A 20,685-nucleotide genomic window follows, 5' to 3' on the forward strand; every position below is an offset into this window, starting at 1 on the left:
GACTAAAATGGGGGTAAGCAGGATGTGATATTCGAGGCGGTGCTCGCCACCGTGTCAGTGTTGGGTATGCCGTCATTATTGGCGTCCAGGCCCATGCGTACTCGGCCTATGGAGTTCACAATAATTAATCTAGAAGTATTTGCTTCTGGCGTGTTGTTGCCGTCGCTGTTGTTACAAATCACGAAACTGCCGTTGGTATTACTTTGTCCGGATGAAGTAAATCGAATGAAGTTGGCAAAATTATTTCCGCGTAAGGTGTAAGAAGCGCTCAGTGCCGCATAAGTTTTGAGAAGCACATCGTCGCCTGTGTCGAACTCGCCATTGTCATTTGCGTCCGTGAAAACATCCCAGCCTTGCTCCCAATTCGCTGAAGCCCAGGCGGTCTTGTTCTTATTAGTCGATGATTTGTCGTCAATTTTGCGCACAGTCACCGATACGCCACGTTTTACCGCTTCGCTTCGCGCTAAATTCAATGCTGTGACTAATTCGTTGGCTGATGTGGTTAAGCGGTTGTTGCTGATAATCGAAGTGAAGCTTGGAATTGCAATACCCACCAGAACGCCGGCGATAGCGATGGTCACCATCAGCTCAACCAGCGTGAATCCTTTAGATGTTTCGGTGAATAATTTTTGCATAATTTATTGGATTGTGACTCAGGTAGTTGGGCGCAAATGAACTCAAACTCTGTTGCTGTTATTTGCCGCTCCGGCCTATGAAAAGTGCGTTTCTACTCTGGGAACAGGGAAGCGTTGGCTCGTCAAAATCGAATTTGAAGATAGCACAGGATTCAACAAAGTTATGCGAGTTAAACCACAATCACAATGTGAGTGTTTACAGATTTTCGCCAAAATGGCGGTCCCAGCAACGAAGCGTCTTAGATTTTTAAAATGAGTGTTTTTCGGCAAGATCAGCTTTCTCTAACTACAATCTTGGCTGAGCTTAGCTACAATCTGAGCAATGTAAAATTCTAATCAGGTGAACTGGCAATCGCAGTTTGTGCTGATTTAACGGTTTTAAATTATGTTCGATAAATTTTGAGGAGAAAATTGTGGCAACAATTCTTGCTGTAGACGATTCCGCATCAATGAGGCAGATGGTGGCGTTTACCTTAAAAGGCGCCGGTTATAACGTGGTAGAAGCGGTTGATGGAGCGGATGCCTTGAATAAAGCGAAAGCGCAAGCTTTTGATTGCGTCGTTACCGATGTCAATATGCCAAACAAGGACGGAATTGAGTTGATTAGAGACTTACGCGCTTTACCAAACTACAAGTTTACGCCGATGTTGATGCTGACCACTGAAGCGGGAGCGGATAAAAAGCAGCAGGGCAAAGATGCCGGTGCAACGGGCTGGATAGTGAAGCCATTCAATCCCGACCAACTCTTGAAAACGATCAAAAAAGTGATGGGTTAAGTATCCGCCTCTTCAGAGACATCAGCACCGGGTAATTCTATGTCAATCGATATGGCGCAATTTCATCAGGTTTTTTTCGAAGAGAGTTTCGAAGGACTTGACGCGATGGAATCGGGATTGCTCAACCTTGATTTGGGGGATGTTAACGTCGAAGACATCAACACCATTTTCCGCGCCGCGCATTCGATCAAAGGCGGTAGCGGAACTTTCGGTTTTACCGCGGTTTCCGACTTTACCCATGTCATGGAGACCTTGCTTGATGAAATGCGCGATGGCCGCAGAAAGATCACGCAACCGGCGGTTGATGTATTGTTGGGGTCAGTCGATTGTCTGAGAGATATGCTGCAATCGATACAAAACGGCAGTGAAGTGGATCAGTCTGATGTCGCTGAGCATAAATTAGCTTTGGATAACGAGCTAAATAATACAGTGCCCAGTTCCCCTGCAGGGAGACACGCTCCGGACACTTCGGCGTCAAAAAGTGCTGCGGATTTGCCGGCTGAAGAAGCTGAACAAATCGCCGGCTGGGTGATAGCCTTCAGCCCACATTTACATTTGTTGAAGACCGGTAACGAACCGGTGCGGATGTTCAGGGAGTTGGCAGCCCTGGGCCAATTGACGACAACCGTTGATTTACAAGGTGTACCCGATCTTTACGATTTGGATCCGGAAGAGTGTCATTTGTCCTGGAAATTGCGTGTTTTGGGCGATATTCCGGAGGCGGAAATTGACGAGATTTTCGATTGGGTCGAGGACGATTGCGATTTGGCTAAACAGCCAATCTACAAAACGTCCACAGGTTCTGCGCAAGCCGAGGTCTCAGTAGACATCGCTATAACGCCCGTTACAAACAGCGTTCATAGAGACATCAGCCCTGAGTTTGCAAGTACCGGAGAATCTGAGTCGAATACGCTGGAGCGTAAAAACGGCAAAAAAGAGGAAGCAAAAGCCGCACCGAAAGGTTCAAGTTCCATTCGCGTGGATACCAGCAAAATCGATACCTTGATTAACATGGTAGGGGAGTTGGTCATCACCCAATCCATGCTCAGCTTATTAGGCGAACATTTCGAACTGAATAAACTTGATCAATTGAAAAACGGACTTTCTCAGCTAGAGCGACATACCCGCGAACTGCAGGAAAGCGTGATGAACATTCGCATGCTGCCTATCAGTTTCGTGTTTAGCCGTTTCCCACGGCTGGCGCATGATATCAGCAGCAAACTAGGTAAAAAAATCGAACTTAAATTGGTGGGTGAACACACCGAAGTGGATAAGACCGTCGTCGAACTGCTCAGTGATCCCTTGGTTCATTTAGTCAGAAACAGCTTGGACCATGGCATTGAAATGCCCGATGTCAGGCTCGCGGCCGGCAAACCCGAGACGGGTACGGTCACCCTTGAAGCCTATCATCGCGGCGGGAACATCGTGATTGAAGTGACTGACGATGGTAAAGGCCTCGACAAAGATAAATTAAGGGCCAAAGCCATTGAAAAAGGCTTGATCGATCCCGATGCGATCTTAAGCGATAAGCAAACATACGAGCTGATTTTTATGCCGGGGTTTTCTACGGCCGAAAAGCTTACCGATATTTCCGGTCGCGGCGTGGGGATGGATGTGGTGCGACGTAATATCCAGGCTTTGGGCGGCAACATAGAAATCCTTTCCGAGTTAGGCAAAGGCTCCACCATTTCCATTCATCTCCCGCTGACTCTGGCTATCCTGGATGGTCAGTCGATTGCGGTTGGCGACGAAACCTACATATTACCCTTGGGTTCTATTATCGAGTCACTCCATGTCAAGGAAGACAGGCTCAATCGAGTAGCGGGCAAAGGCGAAACTTTCCTGTTACGCGGCCAATATCTGCCGATTATTAGAATGCATCAAATTTTTAACGTACCCACCGCGAAAACCACCAAGCTAACCGAAGGTTTAATTGTGGTTGTCGAAGGGCAAGGGTTGCGTTGCGGATTGTTCGTGGATGATCTGCTTGGACAGCAGCAAGTGGTAATCAAGTCGCTCGAGGCGAATTATCGACGGATTGACGGGGTATCTGGCGCAACTATTCTGGGCGATGGTTCGGTGGCACTGATTCTTGATATCCCCGGTCTCGTGCGTTTAGCCAATCAATAAACCTAACCTAAAGCGTGTCATGTCGGAAATAATCGAACTCAGCAACACTGACCAGCAAGATGCAAAGCGCTTGGATACTAGTTTGCAGTTTTTAAGCTTTACCTTGGGCCAGGAAGAATATGGGGTAGATATTCTGCGAGTTCAGGAGATTCGCAGTTGGGAGCCGGTATCGCGAATTCCTAATGTGCCGGCTTATGAAAAAGGTGTGGTCAATCTGCGCGGTGCGATAGTGCCTATCATTGATTTACGCGAGCGATTTCAACTGGGACACAGTGATTATTCGCCTTTGACGGTCGTTGTGGTCTTGCAAGCGCACATGGCCGATAAAACCAGGATCATCGGGGTCGTGGTGGATTCAGTTTCAGACGTTGTCGATGTCAATAAAAAAAGTATCCAAAGCGCGCCGAATTTTGGTGCAAAAGTCAGTACTGAATTTATCAACGGCCTGGTTTCAGTAAATGGCCGAATGGTGATGCTGTTGGATGTAGATAAATTATTAAAACTTGATGGCCTGGATGGTGAAGATGAAAGTTAAAAAAAGAGCTGTTTATGGCTGGGTTGTAATGGAGGATATGCAATGAAACTCAATCACCCTGTGACTGATCGCGAAGTCTTAATGAAGCCAGGCACCATTTTGGTCACGCGCACCAATTTAAAAGGCATTATTACCTATGCAAACGACGCTTTTATCGAAATTAGCGGCTTTAGCAAGGATGAACTTGTGGGGGCCAATCATAATATGGTTCGTCATCCTGACATGCCGCCGGCGGCATTTGAAGATTTATGGAATTGTTTGAAGGCTGGACGCCCGTGGACCGCACCCGTCAAAAATAGGACCAAGACCGGAGATTATTATTGGGTGGAAGCAAACGTAACGCCGGTGTTCAAGAATGGCAAAGTGCAGGAATACCTGTCGGTTCGTTACGCGCCATCCCGGGAACAAATCCAACAAGCCGAATCTTTGTATGAAAAACTAAATGCCAATAAAGCCACAATACGGCCGACGGGGATTAATGCGCTCATCAAGAAATTACTGGAATTGGGCTTGTGGAAAAAAGTGGGGATTATCTATCTGATCTTTTTGTTGCCGACGATCAATTCCATTTACGATCACTATATCGAACAAAAATACCCGGAGATGTTCCTGTTTTTGGGCTTGGCCGGATTTGCCTCAATATTGGGATATTCGGTGATTCGCAGTGTTGTAAAGGCTCTAGAGAATTCGATACGTATTTCTTATCGGATGGCGGATGAACAATTCCGGAATACGATAGATTTGGACCGTGGTGATGAGATCGGCGATTTCTATCGGGCCTTATACGGCATGCAGGTTAAATTGAATTCCGATTTGGCTTATTCCAAACAGGTAGCGTCGGAAGCGATGCGCATCAAACAGGCGCTCGACAATGTGCAGTCCTGTGTCATGGTGGCTAACAACGATTTAGATATCATCTACATGAATAAGACAGTAGCCGATATGTTCCAAAATGCGGAAGCGGACATTCGCAAGCAGTTGCCTGACTTCAATGCCAGCAAACTGATGGGCGCCAACATCGATCAATTCCATAAAAAACCAGCTCACCAACGAGGCCTGTTGGCAAACCTATCCAGCACATTTAGTTCTGCGTTGGTGATTGGCGGCAGACACATGAATATCGTTGCCAACCCGGTTAAGAACGACGAAAACGAGCGTATCGGCATCGTGGTCGAGTGGTTGGATAGAACGCATGAAGTAAAAATCGAGCAGGAAATTGCCAGCATTGTGGAAGCTGTCAAAGTGGGTGAGTTGTCCAGCCGGATTGAGATGGCCGACAAACAAGGCTTTTTTGAAACGCTCAGCGAAGGCATCAACGAACTGACCGATGTGATCGAAAACGTCTTCCGAGATGTTGGCAGTACCATGCAAAGTATGGCTTCTGGAGATTTGACCAATCGAATCACCAGTGATTACCAAGGAGTTTATTTAAACTGCAAAAACGATATTAATACCACCATCGATAAGCTGAACGAAATTTTCGGTCAGGTTAGCGAGTCTGCTCATTTTATTAACAACTCGTCCCAAGAAATTGCCAGCGGTAATAACAATCTATCGCAACGCGCCGAGCAACAGGCTGCGAATTTGCAGCAAACTGCCGCCAGCATGGAAGAGTTGACCAGTACTGTAAAAAATAACGCCGATAACGCTCAGCAAGCTAACGCAGTGGCCAATAACGCCAGAGAATTGGCTGAAAAAGGCGGGAATGTCGTCAAGGCGGCGGTTTCCGCCATGCAGGAAATCAACGAGAGCAGTAATAAAATCGCTGACATCATCAGCGTGATTGATGAAATTGCCTTCCAAACCAATTTGTTGGCTTTGAATGCCTCAGTGGAAGCAGCCAGAGCAGGCGAGCAAGGTAGAGGCTTTTCCGTTGTTGCCACAGAGGTGAGAAATCTGGCGCAACGCAGTGCTACTGCGGCCAGGGAGAGTAAAGAGCTGATTCAAACCAGTGTGCAAAAAGTCAGAGCAGGCACCGAGTTTGTGAACGAAACCGGTAAAGCTTTGAACGAAATTGTGGCAGGTGTGCAGAAGGTGGGGGATATCGTCGCCCAGATTGCCGATGCAAGTATTGAGCAGTCTGCGGGTATAGGGCAGGTGAATCAGGCTGTTGCGCAAATGGACGAAATCACCCAACAAAACGCGGCCTTAGCCGAAGAAGCATCTGCCGCCAGTGTTTCAATGAGCGACTTGTCGACGAATATGGTCGAGATGTTGGCGTTTTTCAAAACAGAAAAAAAATCCGGGCAGCAAAAAGTTGTTCATCAAGCCGATAGTGCCAGTGTTGTTCGTGCAGAGGCCAATAGAATGGCATCATCGCCAGCGGTTCGTCAGCCGAGTAGTTTTAAGCAAACCTCACAAGCCGACGACGAGTGGCAGGATTTTTAGCGGAGTTGCTTGATTGACCAAACCATTAGATAGGGAATAGCCGCCATGACAGCCGATTTAGAATCCAATCAGCACGTTGAGCAATTTCTGACTTTCGAGTTGGAAGGCGAGGCATATGGCATCGAAATTTTGAAAGTCCAAGAAATTAGAGGCTGGGAGCCCATTAGAAAAATTCCCAATACCCCTGATTTTGTAAAAGGTGCGTTAAATTTGCGCGGTTCCATAGTGCCGATTGTCGATCTGCGCGAACGTTTTCAGATGCAAAAAGTGGAATATACCCCGGTGACAGTCGTTATTGTGATGAGTGTCAATACTGCTTCCGGTACTTCGGTGATGGGCATCGTCGCTGATGCCGTATCCGACGTGTTGGATATTAAGCTGTCCGATATAAAAGAAGCGCCGAATTTGGGGTCGAAAATCAATACTCAATATATGCGCGGCATGTTCGTCGGCAAGAAAAATATGGTGATGTTATTGGATGTCGATAAGCTTTTAAATCCGGAAGAGTTTGTCGGTATTGCCGGGCTTGCTGCTATTGCCGAGGGTAAATGAGCGCGAGGATTGTAGCGGTCCTTAACCAGAAAGGCGGGGTAGGAAAAACCACCACTTCGGTCAATTTGACCCACGCTCTAGCTAAACTCGGTAAGAAAATTACAGTGATAGACTTTGATCCACAGAGTCATTTGGCCGTTTCGCTAGGTTCTGTAGATACGCAAACAAGTGGGATTGATAAGGTTTTGTTGGAAGGGGCGAGTCTCGCGGAGCAATCAATTCCGGTTAGAAAGAATCTGAATTTGGTGGTTGCCGGTCCAAGATTGCAGGAAATTGAGCAATTGACGGATGGTGGAGCCAGACGTGGTGATCTGCTTCGCAGAGCTTTGCTTGACGGCAATCGCGATGAAGATTTTATCTTTATCGATTGTCCCCCTTCTTCCGGGGTATTGGTGGCCAATGCCTTGTTTGCCGCCGATGAAATATTGGTGCCGATGACCAGTGATTATTTGGCATTGCAAGGCTTGTCGCATTTGGTGGGAACCATCAGGAAATTTGAAAGTGCTTTGAAAAGGCCCTACAAGTTTTCCCTGGTCATGTCCAGGTATATACCGGCCAGACGCATGTCAAAGGAGGTGTTGAGTGTTATACAAAAATACTTCCCTGGGCAAATTTTGGCGACCACCATTCGGGAAACGGCTTTACTCGCCGAGTGCCCTAGTTTTGGTAAAACCATTTTTGAATATCGCCCGGGTTGCCGTTCCGCACGAGATTTTATGGCACTTGCCGAAGACTTTTTAGAAGGGAGGATGATGTAATGGCGGAACAAAATGAAGATAGTTTGATCGGTTACGACCCTCTGGCCTGGATGCATCGATCAGATTTCAATCACGACTCACAAAAAGCCCAAGTTAGTGAAGCGGAAGCGGACAGTTCGACAGAACTTGCGAGCTCGACAGAAACAGCGTCAAACCTTGAGACAGACTTGGATCAAGCGCCGGCCGACGCCTCTGAGTCATACGCCTCTCAAAGTGAGCGAGCGGTTTTGGTATTGGATTCGGTACTTAATATTCAAAATGTCTCGGCTCTCCACCAGCGCTTAACGCAGATGCTCAGCAATTTTGAGGCTATCGATATCGACGCTTCCGGCGTGACGATGATAGATACCGCAACTCTGCAACTGTTATTGATTTTAAAGCAGACCGCAATTGGCTTGCAGAAATCCGTTTCTATCGATTTTCCTTCCGATAAGTTTATTGAAGCCTCGGAGTTGTTGGGGATTGCCGAAATGTTGGAAGTTGATCAGGCAGCATCCGGCTTCTTTTGATGGGGTACTACCCGAATATACAAAATGAAAGAAAAAGCGCGCGAGTTTGAATATACCCAAGCAGATTTTGACGTTCTAAGGAAAATATCCAACCAACATTCCGGAATCTTGGTGCCGGACGATAAATTCGATATGTTTTATTCGAGGTTGTCGAAACGGGTCCGCATGCTGGGCTTCACCAGCTTCAAACAGTATTGTCACTATTTGAAAAACAACCCGGATACTGAGTTTACTGAATTTATTAATGCTGTCACCACTAACCTCACTTCTTTTTTTCGCGAAAATCACCACTTTGAATATTTAAGTAAGACGGTTGTACCGGGCTTGCTTAAAAAGCATGCCGGGACTAAACAGATTAAAGTTTGGTCCGCAGGTTGCTCAACAGGTGAGGAGCCTTATTCTTTGGCGATGACCTTGAAGGAAAGCGTTCCGGCTGATTGGACTATAAATATTCTGGCTACCGATCTTGATACGAATGTTTTGGCCACCGCCGCAGCCGGTATTTACATGGCTGATCGCGTGACAGGAATAGCCGAGCAACGCCTTAAGCGCTGGTTTCAAAAAGGTGTGGGTGGACAAGCGAACAAGGTGCGAGTTAAACCGGAATTGAAAGAATTGATAGAGTTTAAACAATTGAATTTGATGCAGGAGTGGCCCTTGAAAGGGTATTTTGATTTTATTTTTTGCCGAAATGTTTTGATCTATTTTGATCGGGAAACCAAGGCGATGTTAGCGAATCGTTACTGCGGCTTATTGGAAGAGGGTTCATATTTATTCATTGGACATTCAGAATCCTTGCATCAGCTCGATACCGGATTCAGTTTGATAGGTAACACCATCTACAGGAAGTCGATTAAGTGAGTCATGTGCGACATGTGGATAGACCGCTTATCGCCGGCTTCGAAAACGTCAATCGATATTGGGATCAAGAAAATCAAATAGTGGCGGCAAAATTAATGCCCGGTGATTACTACGTCACCAAACAGGATGAAATGATTACGACTGTGCTGGGTTCTTGCGTGGCAGCCTGTATCAGGGATGTGGTGACCGGCGTGGGTGGTATGAATCATTTCATGTTGCCGGAGACCAGTAAAAGTCGCTTGAATGCCAGAGACGAAGCTGTCGTTGGTAATGCCTCTCGCTATGGCAATTACGCGATGGAACATTTGATCAACGCTATTTTGCAAAATGGCGGTAAGCGTAAAAACCTGGAAGTTAAGCTGTTCGGCGGCGGCAAAATCATTGCTACCCTGGGTGATGTAGGGGCCAGAAACATTCAATTCGTTTTGGACTATGTGGACACTGAAGCGTTGAATTTGGTTTCTCATGATTTGGGCGATATTTATCCGCGTAAGGTGAATTTCTTTCCGCATACCGGACGGGTCAGAATGAAAAAAATTAAAGATTTACACAACCAAACTATCTTCCTGCGCGAGAAGCAATATAGTTCCAGTATCAAGGACGCACCGGTTGAAGGTAGCGTAGAGCTATTTTAGGAAACCAGGATGACAAAAATTAAGCTATTGATTGTTGACGACTCGGCATTAATTCGCCAAATGTTGACGCAAATTTTTAATGAGGCAGGCGATATTGAAGTTGTCGGCACGGCCAGTGATCCGATTATTGCCCGGGAAAAAATAAAGGCCTTGAATCCCGACGTATTAACACTGGATGTAGAAATGCCGCGTATGGATGGTCTGACATTTTTACGTAATTTGATGCGTTTACGACCGATGCCGGTGGTCATGATTTCAACGTTGACCGAAAAAGGCGCCGAAGTGACCCTTGATGCGTTAGCGCTCGGTGCGGTTGATTTCGTGGCAAAACCAAAAATCGATGTCTCCCATGGCTTACGAGCCTATGCGGATGAGATTATCGGTAAAATCAGGATGGCCGCTCAAGCAAAAGTCAAAGCTTTGGAAACCAATAGGGTTAATGTCCCAGCTCTTAATTCAGTGAATGAGAATGCAGCCAGTACGATGAAAAAGCATTTCAAAACGACTCATAAAATTGTGGCGTTGGGTTCTTCAACGGGCGGCACCGAAGCGGTCAAGGAACTGGTAAAAAGCCTGCCCAGGACGGCGCCGGCGATTGTCATTACCCAACATTTGCCGCTCGCCTTCAGCGCTTCGTTTGCCAAACATGTTAACGAGGCCACTGAGATGACTGCTTGCGTGGCTAGCGATGGGCAACTGATATTGCCCGGAAATATCTATATAGCGCCAGGTGATCAACATTTAATGGTTGTGAGAGATGGTGCTCGTTATGCGTGCCGCCTTGATGATGGTCCACCTGTCAACAGACATAAGCCTTCCGTGGATGTCCTGTTTCGATCAGTTGCCGAGAATGTGGGTAGCAATGCGGTTGGAGTTATGTTGACGGGCATGGGGGCGGATGGTGCCAGAGCCATGCTTGAGATGCGCGAGGCCGGGGCCGTCAACATAGTGCAGGATGAAGCATCCAGTATCGTTTGGGGCATGCCCGGCGAGGCCTACAAACTGGGAGCCGCGCATCATGTGTTATCCTTGGGGAAAATAGCGGAAAAAATCCTGGCCCTGGTGGATTGAAAATATGTTGCAGTTCCTAAAAGATAACGCGCTTCTGGTTTTATTCACGCTGGTAGTTTTGTTATTGCCGTTGCTTTTGTCCAACGCGCTGGTTTATTGGCTAGCCGCCGCCATCGCAACGATGTTGTGGATGGTCAAAGCATTTCGTGCGCAACGTGCGCAAGTGTCAGCCTTGACAAACAGCAAGGGTCTAAGCGAAGCCGAATTGGTGCGCGCGATTGATGACTATTTACTGCATTTGAAAGATTGTATCGACCAAGAAGCCTCCTATTTTCGCGCGGAATTGGAACAGCTCAAATCCATGCTTGCCGATGCGGTGACTACGATGTCCAACAGCTTCAATAGCTTGGCTAGTTTGACGTCCGGGCAGTCATCGATAGTATATTCGTTGGTAGCTGATCTGGAAGGAAGTACCGACAAAGGGCGTAGCAGTATCAATTTCACGAGTTTTGCTCAGGAAACCGATGATGTCCTGCAGTTTTTTATCGACCATATTCTGCAAATCAGTAAGCAGAGCATGGAAATGGTCGCGGTCATCAATGATGTTGGGGGCCATATGGCTCATGTCGAGAAACTATTGGGCGATGTGCAGAAGATTGCCGATCAAACCAATTTGTTGGCGCTGAATGCCGCCATAGAAGCAGCCAGGGCGGGAGAAGCCGGTCGAGGCTTTGCAGTGGTTGCGGGAGAAGTGCGGAATCTTTCAAAAAACTCCGATAAGTTCAGCGAGGAAATTAAGCGCGTGGTGAAAGCCTCGAAGGATAATATCCGCGAAGCGCAAACCATGATCGAAATAATGGCCTCCAAAGACATGAACGTGGCGATTAGTTCCAAGGCCAGTATCGACAAGATGATGGATGATATCGCCATCATTAATGCCAATATCTCCAACAATGTCGGCGAAATTTCCCAACTGACCAATCAAATCGAGTTCAATGTGGGTAATGCGGTGAGAGGTCTGCAATTTGAGGATATGGCCCGGCAATTGATTGAATACTTACAATTCAATTTAGAACATTTCGGTTCGCTATCCGACGAGGTCAGTATAGGTTTGGGGGTATTTAAAACCGGTGGCGACACTGATTGGCGTGACCAATTACGGCAAGGCTCGGATCGCTTGAAAATCATGAAGCAACAGTGGCAAGTCAGAAAATCGCACATTGTGTCGCAATCTTCCATGGAAGAAGGCGATGTGGATCTGTTTTAGGCTAAAGGTAAGAGATGACATGAAAATTTGTGAGGTTAAAAAATATGGGTATTGATGCACGTGTTGATGCGGGAGTGCTGTCGATTAAAATAAGCGGTCGGTTCGATTTCGGCGTGCACAACGAGTTTCGCGAAGCTACCAAGCTGGTTGAAAGTGGCGTGAAGTTGATAGAAGTGGATTTGATCGGTACCGAATACTTAGATAGCTCCGCCCTTGGCATGCTGTTAGTTCTGCGAGATAAGATGGCGGGTGATAAGTCGGCAATACGGATTAAAAATTCGCGTACCGAAGTTAAAAAAATTTTGGAAATCGCTAATTTTGATAAATTATTTACACTATCCTGAGCAATCCCGCTTTTTTATATAACCTAATGGCGCGATCAAACCGACAACGGTTTGCGTAGCCGCCAACACCTCATGAACCAGCAGACTGACTTTTCCAGTTCCGATTTCATTAGAAATTTTTTCCAGCGATTTCTACCCAATTCCCAAGTTGTTTCCCTAGCCATAGTTTTGCTGGGCGGCTTTTTATTGATATACGGTTTGCTGGATTTGCTGATGCCGGTCTTTGTGGCGATTGTGTTGGCGTATCTACTGGAAGGGCTGGTGGTTAAAGCCGAACAGCGTCAACTCGGTCGTTTGATTTCGGTGCATCTCGTATTCTTTGCGTTTATGGCTGTGCTGGGTTTTGTGTTGTTCGTGCTGGTGCCGATAGTGTCCGAGCAAACCGTGCAACTGGTGCAACACATACCAGAGATTGTTTCCAGTACCCAAGCCGAAATCATGCGCTTCCCTGAACGCCATCCGGAACTGATTTCGGAAGTCCGGATTCGCGAAATCATGTTCTCCATTCAGCAAGACTTGCTCAAGTATGGTCAGGATTTGATCTCCGGCTCCGCCCAATCGTTTGTCGGATTGGTGGCGGTGATCATTTATTTGTTTTTGGTGCCGTTGATGGTGTTTTTCTTTCTGAAAGATAAACAGGTTTTATTGGGCTGGTTTGTACAGTTTCTGCCAAGGGATACCAGTCTTAGCCTGCGAGTGTGGCATGAAGTCGATAGGCAAATAGCCAATTACGTTAGAGGCAAATTTCTCGAAGTGTTTATCCTGTGGGCGGTCAGTTACATAGTCTTCTGGTTGTTGGGTTTGAATTATGCGATGTTGCTTGCGGTACTGATGGGCTTGTCTGTGGTGATTCCTTATGTCGGTGCGACATTAGTCACTTTTCCGGTATTGGCGGTGGCTTATGTGCAGTGGGGCGTGGGCGGCAGTGATCATTTTATGTATGTGTTTATTGCCTATTCAGTGATTCAGGCATTGGATGGCGTCATATTAGTGCCGCTGCTGTTCTCCGAAGCCGTGAATTTGCATCCTATTGCAATTATTGTTGCCATCCTGTTTTTTGGCGGCTTGTGGGGTTTTTGGGGGGTATTTTTTGCGATACCCTTGGCCACGCTGGTTAAAGCGGTATTAATGGCGTGGCCAAAGGCTGAGATCAGTGAATCATCGGCTTGATGGCTTTACAAATTATCGGATGCAAAATCCGCCAGGCGCGAACGCTCGCCACGCCGCAAAGTAATGTGGGCGCTATTCGGCCAAGATTTGAAACGGTCAACCACGTAGGTCAAACCGGAGCTGGTTGCCGTTAGATACGGCGTATCGATTTGTGCCAGATTGCCGATACAGATGATCTTAGTGCCGGGCCCTGCTCGGGTAATCAAGGTTTTCATCTGTTTCGGCGTCAGGTTTTGTGCCTCGTCGATAATCAGGTAGCGGTTCAGAAAAGTCCGGCCACGCATAAAGTTCAGCGAACGAATTTTTACCCGGTTCATCATGACGTTTTGCGACGCGCCTTGTTCCCATTCGGTCGTGCCCGAGCGGCTGCCCAGCAACTCCAGGTTATCCATCAACGCCCCCATCCACGGCGCCATTTTTTCCTCTTCCGTACCCGGTAAAAAGCCAATGTCCTCGCCGACCGGCATGGTCTCCCGTGTCATGATAATTTCCAAATAGGCTTTGCTTTCCAGAGTCAAAGACAGGCCGGCTGCCAGTGCCAGCAAGGTTTTACCGGTGCCGGCAGAGCCTATTAACGTCACGAAGTCCACGTTTGGGTCGAGCAGGGCATTCAACGCAAAATTTTGCTCGCGGTTTTTGGCGGAAATCCCCCAGATGCTATTGTGTTTGGTCCGATAATCGCGGGCCAATTGCAACACAGCCGTGTCGCCTTCGCGGCTTTTTACGATGGCTTCGAAGTTATCTTCGCCTTCCATATACAGATATTGGTTGGGATACCATTCGGCCACCAGCGGACCATTCACGCGGTAGTATGTGTGGTCGTTTTCCTGCCACGATTCCATCTTACCGCCGTGTTCCTCCCAGAAGTCGCTGTCCAGCGGCATCGTGCCGGTGTAGAGCAGGTCTATATCTTCGATGGTTTGATCGTTATGGTAATCCTCGGCAGTAATCTGTAGCGCGGCTGCTTTGATGCGCATATTGATGTCTTTGGAGACCAGGATTACATTCACATCCGGGTATTCCTTACCCAAGGCCAACACGATACTGAGGATAGAATTATCGGCAATCTGTCCAGGTAGGTCGGCAGGGAGTAGATGCGACAATTGCCGGGTTTGAAAATACAAACGGCCGTCGAATTCTCGCTCGCCGTTCCGAGCATAATCGATGCGCGACAGCGGTAGCCCGGCGTTGATGGTTTGTTGATCGGCATCGCGGATTAATTCGTCCAAAAACCGGCTAACTTGGCGGACGTTGCGCGATACGTCGGATAAGCCTTTTTTGGCGTGATCCAATTCCTCCAGCACCACCATCGGAATGAAAACATTATGTTCTTGAAAGCGAAAAATGGACGTTGGGTCGTGCATCAGTACGTTGGTGTCCAACACGAACAATTTTTTGCCGGCGGATTGAATATTCATAATATCCTTGTAAAAAGCGTGGAAAGGCGGTTTCAACGCAAACCCGGTGCTGCGCTAAAGGTATTTCTACTCCAAGTGTAGAGTTATCGTCAACCGAGCTATCGCTTGCCCTGTGCCCGATAAGCGTTGCTACCCTATGCAAAAGAGTAGTGCGATTTCACCGTCAATTCCGGGTTTTTTAAAAATACCGGCGCCAATAATCGACTAATCTCCAGTTTCTCTATACTTAAGCCGTCGTCATTGCTTTTGTATAGTCGGTTACAATAGGGCGCATATGTCGCGACAACTTTATTTGTATCGGTATTTTTAGGATAGTTATTTATGACACTTTCACCATCAAGCCAGCCAGACTTGGGTTGGAGCCAGATTAGGGAAACCATCAAGCTGTTGACCGTTTCGGTTGCTCAGGTTGAGGGCAGCATGAAAGCCGGTGATGAGTCGGTCTCAGCCTTGGCCGACTCGTTTACCGGTATGGTTGAAGATATGAAAAATATTCATCAGTTACTGAGTAGTTTTCAGCAGAGCGAGAGCCGCGACCAGGCTCTGGCGCATTGCGAGGCGACCCAGGATAAAATCTATTCGGCGATTGTGGCGTTCCAGTTTTATGATCGCCTGCAGCAATGCTTGCAACACGTGTCCAACAATCTAAAAGGCTTGTCGGTCATCATCGATACGCCGCAGAGGTTATATAATCCTGCCGAATGGTATAAGTTTCAGGAAAGCATTCGCAACCAGTACACTATGGAATCTGAAAAAGTGATGTTTGATGCTATCCATCAGGGCAAAAGCGTCGATGAAGCGCTAGCCTTGTTTCAACAAGCAAATCAGCAAAGCGACGACGATGAAATCGAACTGTTTTAATTTTACTTGGCTACTCAAATCGTAAATGAAAAAAAAATCTCTGTTAATTTTGTGCCCTCTGTTACTGATATTAACGGCGTGTAGTAATCCTGGCTCAGAACCACCGGTGGCCGGCAGCGTGCCGGCCAAAAAAGCCCCGGCTAAAAAATCAGCGGCAAACAAAGCCCCCGCAACTACGGCTAAAAAACCGGTGTCTAGTCCCGATACCGCCACCTATCCTATCGAAAGTGTCAGCAATAACTTTAAAGATGAACCGAATCTGCCGACCTTTCGTGCCGAGCCGTTGATGCCGCCGGCCGATATTCCGCCGCCTGCGCCAGCCAGTCCGGCTCTAGCGGCACCCGCTCCTGCGGCGGTGGCTGCAGCAACTGCGCCGGCACCAAGGTTTGTTATAGAAGACGCGCGCATCCCCAGCGGCACGCCGCCGGCTGTAGTAGCTTTAATTAGCGAGTCAGACCGTAGCCGTAATAGTGGCGACTTGGATGCTGCAGTGGTCGTGATGGAACGGGCGCTACGCATCGATTCACGCAACCCCACGCTGACTTACAAGCTGGCGCAGCTCAGAATCAAGCAAAATAAACCGCAACTTGCCGAAGAATTGGCCGGCAAGGCCGCTTTGCTGGCTGGTGGTGATCTGGATTTGAAACGCAAAAGCTGGTTGTTGATCGCCGAAGCCCGGCAAATGCAGCAAAATGCCCAAGGGGCAAGAGAAGCTAAAGCCAAGGCGGACAGCTTTTTCGGTCGCTAGTGGTTGACAGTTCCAAGACGGCGCTTGCCGGTGCCGCCAGCAAATTGGCCGATGTTTTTGGCGACGGCGGCGCCTTAGCCGAGGTTATCAGCGGTTATTCGCCGCGTGCCGCACAGATCGAGATGGCCGAAAAAATCGCCTACGCCATCGAGTCCCAGCAAAACCTGATTGCCGAGGCCGGCACCGGCACCGGCAAAACCTTTGCCTATCTGATTCCTGCGATCCTGTCCGGCAAGAAAGTCATCGTTTCCACCGGCACCAAAAATCTGCAAGATCAATTGTTCAACAAGGATTTGCCGGTGATCCGCAAAGCCTTGAGCAGAAGGCCGTTCAAAGCCAGCTTGTTAAAAGGCCGCGCCAATTATTTGTGCACCTACCGGTTGGAACAGGCTTTGAATTCCGCGTTCGGCTACAGCCAGGAAGACGCGGCGGCGTTGGCGCAGATCAAGGCTTGGTCGAAACGCACCAAGGCCGGCGATGTCTCGGAAGTGGCCGATGTGCATGATGGCGATCCGATCTGGTTTCACGCCACCTCCACCACCGACAATTGCCTGGGGCAGAACTGCCCGGATTATGCCGATTGCTTTTTAACCAAGGCCCGGAAACAGGCGCAGGAAGCCGAGATCGTGGTGGTCAATCACCATTTGCTCTGCGCAGACTGGTCGATCCGCGAGACCGGCTTTGGCGAGCTACTGCCGGATGCCGAAGTGGTGATCATCGACGAAGCGCATCAACTGGCCGATACCGCCTCCAATTTTTTGGGGGTGACGATCAGCGGCAAACAACTGGTCGATTTGGCCGACGACAGTTTGGCCGAGTATTTCACCGACGCCAAGGATATGCCTGACTTGCGCACCGCCTGTGAGGACCTGCAACACGAAGTCAAGGATTTGCGCTTGGCGTTTGGGCTGGAACTGCGTCGTGGCGACTGGCAGGATATCGAAACCAACCCCAAAATCGCCGGCGCGCTGGAATCCTTGCAAAAGCAATTGGCGCGCTTGACCGACCAATTGGAACGCGCCTCGGTGCGCAGCAAAGGCCTGGAATCATGCTTCGACCGGGCTGAAGCGCTGGACGCGCAACTGGAAACGCTGATCAACGACAAGGACGGGCAGTGGATCAAATGGTACGAGACTTATAGCAAGTCGTTCACGCTCAGCCGCACGCCGCTGGATATTGCCAAGGAATTTCGTGGCTTCATGGCCCGGCACAAGGCCACCTGGATTTTTACCTCGGCGACCTTGAGCGTGGCCAATAATTTCGTGCATTTCTCCAAGAATCTGGGCTTGAGTGGCGCGCTCAGCCAAAGTTGGGAAAGTCCGTTCGATTACCCAAATCAAGCCTTGTTTTATCACCCCAAAGGTTTGCCGCAGCCCAGCGATCCGGACTTTACCGACAAAATTGTCGAGTTTGCCTTACCGGTGTTAGAAGCCAGCCGGGGTCGGGCGTTTTTCCTGTTTACCAGCCACCGCGCCTTGCAACGCGCCGCGCAATTGTTGGAAGGCAAGCTCGACCATCCCATCCTGGTACAAGGGACAAAATCTAAAGGCGTATTGCTGGATCAATTTAAGGAATTGGGCAATGCGGTATTGCTCGCCACTGCTAGCTTTTGGGAAGGCGTGGACGTGCGCGGCGACGCCTTGTCCTGCGTCATCATCGACAAACTGCCGTTCGCTTCGCCGGGCGATCCGGTGCTGAAAGCCCGGATGAATGCGATGGAAAAGCAGGGCCGCAACCCGTTTTTCGAGCATCAATTACCCAGCGCCATTATCATGTTGCGCCAAGGCGTGGGCCGCTTGATTCGCGACGTCAACGACCGCGGCGTATTGATGGTTTGCGATCCCAGATTATTAAAACGTTCCTACGGCCAGATGTTTTTAGATAGCGTGCCGGCGATGAAGCGCAGCCGCGAGATCGAGGATGTGCGGCGGTTTTTTGCATTGGATGAATCACATTGAACATTGCGTAGGCCGGAATAAGCGTTAGCGTTTCCGGCATCTTGTTGACAGAGGTACAGATTTGAAATTATTGGCAGTAGAAACCTCCACCGACGCCTGTTCGGCGGCCTTGTTTATCGATGGCGAGATTGCCGAAAAGTTTGCCGTCGCCCCGCGCGAGCACACCAAGCTGATTTTGCCGATGATCGATCAATTAATGGCCGATGCTCAACTCAAGGCGCAACAACTGGATGCCATCGGTTTGAGTCGCGGACCCGGTTCGTTTACCGGTGTCAGAATTGCCGGCGGCGTGGTGCAGGGCATTGCTTATGGTGCCGATTTGCAGGTGGTGCCGGTGTCGACGTTGGCGGCCATCGCCCAAGATTTTTTTAATCGTCGCGCCGATGCTGAGCTGAGTTTTACCGCAATGGACGCACGCATGGACGAAATTTTTTGGGGCGTGTATCAACGCAGCGAATTAGGTTTGGCGGAGTTGAACGGTGCGGAAGCTGTCACGCCCGCTGGCGAAGTGATCTTTCCCGATCTGGCCGGCTTTGGTGTCGGTTCAGGCTGGGGCGTTTATGCGGAGCAGTTGGGCCAGCGTTTAGCAGAGCGTGTGCTGGGCGTTGAGGTGGATGTCTGGCCGCGCGCCAGCTGTGTCGCGCAATTGGGCGCTTACGGTTTTGCTTGCGGTTTGGCGGTGCCTGTCGAGCAAGCCATGCCGGTTTATTTGCGCGATAAAGTCGCCAAAAAACAATCGGAAAGATGAGTCGGTTTCCGGTTTCCAGCGGCCGCTAAAACGGCCGCGCCACATTTTTAAATACCTTCTGGGGTACAATGGCCCTTTACCTAAGCCGATAGTTTTAGCCCATGGCGCAATATTTCGAAATTCATCCGAAGAACCCGCAGCCGCGCTTGATTCAACAAGCAGTCAATATCTTGCGCAACGGCGGAGTCATCGCCTATCCCACTGACGCATCCTACGCGCTGGGTTGCCAGATCGGCGATAAGGCGGCCATGGATCAAATTCGCAGCCTCCGCCGGCTGGACGATAATCATAACTTCACACTGTTGTGTACCGACCTGTCGCAGGTTTCCACCTTCACCAAAATGGGCAATGAAGCCCACCGCTTGATCAAAAAACTGACGCCCGGTCCGTTTACGTTTTTACTGGATGCCACGCGCGAAGTGCCGCGCCGGTTGCAGCACCCCAAAAAGAAAACCATAGGCGTCAGAATCACCGACCATCCGGTAGCTCAAGCCTTGGTCGAGCAGCTTGGCGAACCCTTGTTGACCTCCACGTTGATGATGCCCGGCGATGACGAGCCTTTGGCCGATCCGTACGAAATCCGAAAGCGGCTGGAAAAAGAGTTGGCCCTGGTCATAGATGTGGGCGTGATCGAATATCAACCCACTACCGTCATCGCTTGCGGCGATAAGTCGATTGACATTGTTCGGCAAGGTATCGGTATTGCGCCGATGTTGGAGTAAAAGCCATGATGGACGAATTAACCCTGATACAAAGGATCGTGGTGTGGATTTTGCCGGTGATTTTCGCGATCACCGGTCACGAGGTGGCGCACGGCTGGGTGGCCAAGAAGTTAGGCGACAACACCGCTGCCGACCAAGGCCGTTTAACGCTGAATCCTCTCAAACATATTGATGTGCTGGGCACGCTGATTATTCCCGGTTTATTGTTGCTGACCTTTACCGGCTTCGTGTTCGGGTGGGCCAAGCCGGTGCCGGTCGATCCCCGCGCGTTTAAAAAACCGCGTCAAGCCATGGCGATTGTGGCGGTAGCCGGCCCCTTGTCCAATCTATTAATGGCGGCGGCCTGGGCTTTGCTGTCTAGAATCGGCGTGATGTTGGAAATCGAATACATCTCTTTTCCGCTGATATATAGCGGCGTAGCAGGCATCAGCATCAATTTGGTTTTGGCTTTGATTAATCTTCTGCCGATACCGCCCTTGGACGGCAGCCGGATTTTGTCAGGAGTGCTGTCGGATTACTGGGCTTGGCAATACAATCGTTTGGAACGGTTTGGTTTTATTTTTTTGTTGATATTACTTGCTACCGACGTGTTGCAGTATTTGCTGGCTTATCCGATGTACTACGCCCAACAATTATTTTTTAGTTTGGCGGGCATGTAG

The 20,685-nt window shown here is 49.0% G+C and carries 21 protein-coding genes; 19 read left to right on the forward strand and 2 right to left on the reverse strand.

The window, feature by feature from the left end; genetic code table 11:
• Nucleotides 1-2: 2 nt before the first annotated feature.
• Nucleotides 3-635, reverse strand: coding sequence for a GspH/FimT family pseudopilin (locus tag JL719_RS08425; protein WP_084153334.1), 633 nt, complete (start codon nt 633-635; stop codon nt 3-5).
• 413 nt (nt 636-1,048) lie between these two features.
• Here JL719_RS08425 and JL719_RS08430 point away from each other — a divergent pair, with 413 nt between their 5' ends.
• The 13 genes from JL719_RS08430 (at nt 1,049) to JL719_RS08490 (ending at nt 13,571) form a co-directional block, all read left to right on the forward strand.
• Nucleotides 1,049-1,411 carry a response regulator gene (locus JL719_RS08430; protein WP_033157425.1) on the forward strand — a complete coding sequence of 121 codons (363 nt, stop codon included), beginning with the start codon at nt 1,049-1,051 and terminating at the stop codon, nt 1,409-1,411.
• Between the two features lie 39 nt (nt 1,412-1,450).
• Nucleotides 1,451-3,541 (forward strand): chemotaxis protein CheA, encoded by a 2,091-nt coding sequence (locus JL719_RS08435; protein WP_033157426.1) that lies wholly within the window; start codon nt 1,451-1,453, stop codon nt 3,539-3,541.
• Between the two features lie 19 nt (nt 3,542-3,560).
• Nucleotides 3,561-4,076: a chemotaxis protein CheW gene (locus tag JL719_RS08440; RefSeq protein ID WP_051670100.1), complete on the forward strand. Its 516-nt coding sequence runs from the start codon at nt 3,561-3,563 to the stop codon at nt 4,074-4,076.
• A gap of 42 nt (nt 4,077-4,118) precedes the next feature.
• Nucleotides 4,119-6,464, forward strand: coding sequence for a methyl-accepting chemotaxis protein (locus tag JL719_RS08445; RefSeq protein WP_033157427.1), 2,346 nt, complete (start codon nt 4,119-4,121; stop codon nt 6,462-6,464).
• A gap of 45 nt (nt 6,465-6,509) precedes the next feature.
• Nucleotides 6,510-7,016 (forward strand): chemotaxis protein CheW, encoded by a 507-nt coding sequence (locus tag JL719_RS08450; RefSeq protein WP_033157428.1) that lies wholly within the window; start codon nt 6,510-6,512, stop codon nt 7,014-7,016.
• Entirely contained in the window at nt 7,013-7,774 is a 762-nt protein-coding gene (locus JL719_RS08455) for a ParA family protein (protein ID WP_033157429.1), read from the forward strand. Before JL719_RS08450 ends, JL719_RS08455 begins: the two co-directional genes overlap by 4 nt.
• Nucleotides 7,774-8,283, forward strand: coding sequence for an STAS domain-containing protein (locus JL719_RS08460; RefSeq protein ID WP_051670102.1), 510 nt, complete (start codon nt 7,774-7,776; stop codon nt 8,281-8,283). The genes JL719_RS08455 and JL719_RS08460 overlap by 1 nt, the downstream gene beginning before the upstream one ends.
• 24 nt (nt 8,284-8,307) lie before the next feature.
• Complete coding sequence (locus JL719_RS08465) at nt 8,308-9,144, forward strand: CheR family methyltransferase (RefSeq protein WP_033157430.1); 837 nt, start codon at nt 8,308-8,310, stop codon at nt 9,142-9,144.
• Nucleotides 9,141-9,779 (forward strand): chemoreceptor glutamine deamidase CheD, encoded by a 639-nt coding sequence (cheD, locus tag JL719_RS08470; protein ID WP_033157431.1) that lies wholly within the window; start codon nt 9,141-9,143, stop codon nt 9,777-9,779. The genes JL719_RS08465 and cheD overlap by 4 nt, the downstream gene beginning before the upstream one ends.
• A gap of 9 nt (nt 9,780-9,788) precedes the next feature.
• Nucleotides 9,789-10,850 carry a protein-glutamate methylesterase/protein-glutamine glutaminase gene (cheB, locus tag JL719_RS08475; protein WP_033157432.1) on the forward strand — a complete coding sequence of 354 codons (1,062 nt, stop codon included), beginning with the start codon at nt 9,789-9,791 and terminating at the stop codon, nt 10,848-10,850.
• A 4-nt stretch (nt 10,851-10,854) separates the two neighbouring features.
• Complete coding sequence (locus JL719_RS08480) at nt 10,855-12,057, forward strand: methyl-accepting chemotaxis protein (protein WP_033157433.1); 1,203 nt, start codon at nt 10,855-10,857, stop codon at nt 12,055-12,057.
• A 44-nt stretch (nt 12,058-12,101) separates the two neighbouring features.
• On the forward strand, nt 12,102-12,401 hold the full coding sequence (locus JL719_RS08485) for an STAS domain-containing protein (protein WP_033157434.1): 300 nt from the start codon (nt 12,102-12,104) through the stop codon (nt 12,399-12,401).
• A 72-nt stretch (nt 12,402-12,473) separates the two neighbouring features.
• On the forward strand, nt 12,474-13,571 hold the full coding sequence (locus JL719_RS08490) for an AI-2E family transporter (RefSeq protein WP_033157435.1): 1,098 nt from the start codon (nt 12,474-12,476) through the stop codon (nt 13,569-13,571).
• Between the two features lie 5 nt (nt 13,572-13,576).
• Here the strand turns inward: JL719_RS08490 and JL719_RS08495 are convergent, their stop codons facing one another.
• Nucleotides 13,577-14,989, reverse strand: a complete 1,413-nt coding sequence (locus tag JL719_RS08495) for a PhoH family protein (RefSeq protein ID WP_033157479.1) — start codon at nt 14,987-14,989, stop codon at nt 13,577-13,579.
• A 321-nt stretch (nt 14,990-15,310) separates the two neighbouring features.
• On the opposite strand from JL719_RS08495, the gene JL719_RS08500 reads away from it, so the two are divergent.
• The 6 genes from JL719_RS08500 to JL719_RS08525 all read left to right on the forward strand — a co-directional run bounded on the left by JL719_RS08500 (nt 15,311) and on the right by JL719_RS08525 (nt 20,685).
• Nucleotides 15,311-15,850 (forward strand): hypothetical protein, encoded by a 540-nt coding sequence (locus tag JL719_RS08500; protein ID WP_033157436.1) that lies wholly within the window; start codon nt 15,311-15,313, stop codon nt 15,848-15,850.
• A 25-nt stretch (nt 15,851-15,875) separates the two neighbouring features.
• On the forward strand, nt 15,876-16,598 hold the full coding sequence (locus JL719_RS08505) for a tetratricopeptide repeat protein (protein WP_033157437.1): 723 nt from the start codon (nt 15,876-15,878) through the stop codon (nt 16,596-16,598).
• Nucleotides 16,598-18,556, forward strand: coding sequence for a DNA repair helicase YoaA (gene yoaA / locus JL719_RS08510; RefSeq protein WP_051670104.1), 1,959 nt, complete (start codon nt 16,598-16,600; stop codon nt 18,554-18,556). Before JL719_RS08505 ends, yoaA begins: the two co-directional genes overlap by 1 nt.
• A 61-nt stretch (nt 18,557-18,617) precedes the next feature.
• A complete protein-coding gene (gene tsaB, locus JL719_RS08515) occupies nt 18,618-19,304 on the forward strand; it encodes a tRNA (adenosine(37)-N6)-threonylcarbamoyltransferase complex dimerization subunit type 1 TsaB (protein ID WP_033157438.1) in 687 nt (228 codons plus the stop codon).
• Between the two features lie 101 nt (nt 19,305-19,405).
• A complete protein-coding gene (locus tag JL719_RS08520) occupies nt 19,406-20,026 on the forward strand; it encodes an L-threonylcarbamoyladenylate synthase (protein ID WP_033157439.1) in 621 nt (206 codons plus the stop codon).
• Nucleotides 20,027-20,031: 5 nt separating this feature from the next.
• Nucleotides 20,032-20,685, forward strand: coding sequence for a site-2 protease family protein (locus JL719_RS08525; protein WP_033157440.1), 654 nt, complete (start codon nt 20,032-20,034; stop codon nt 20,683-20,685).

Origin of the sequence: Methylomonas sp. LW13 (assembly GCF_016865255.1) — a bacterium.
In the GTDB taxonomy this organism is placed as follows: domain Bacteria; phylum Pseudomonadota; class Gammaproteobacteria; order Methylococcales; family Methylomonadaceae; genus Methylomonas.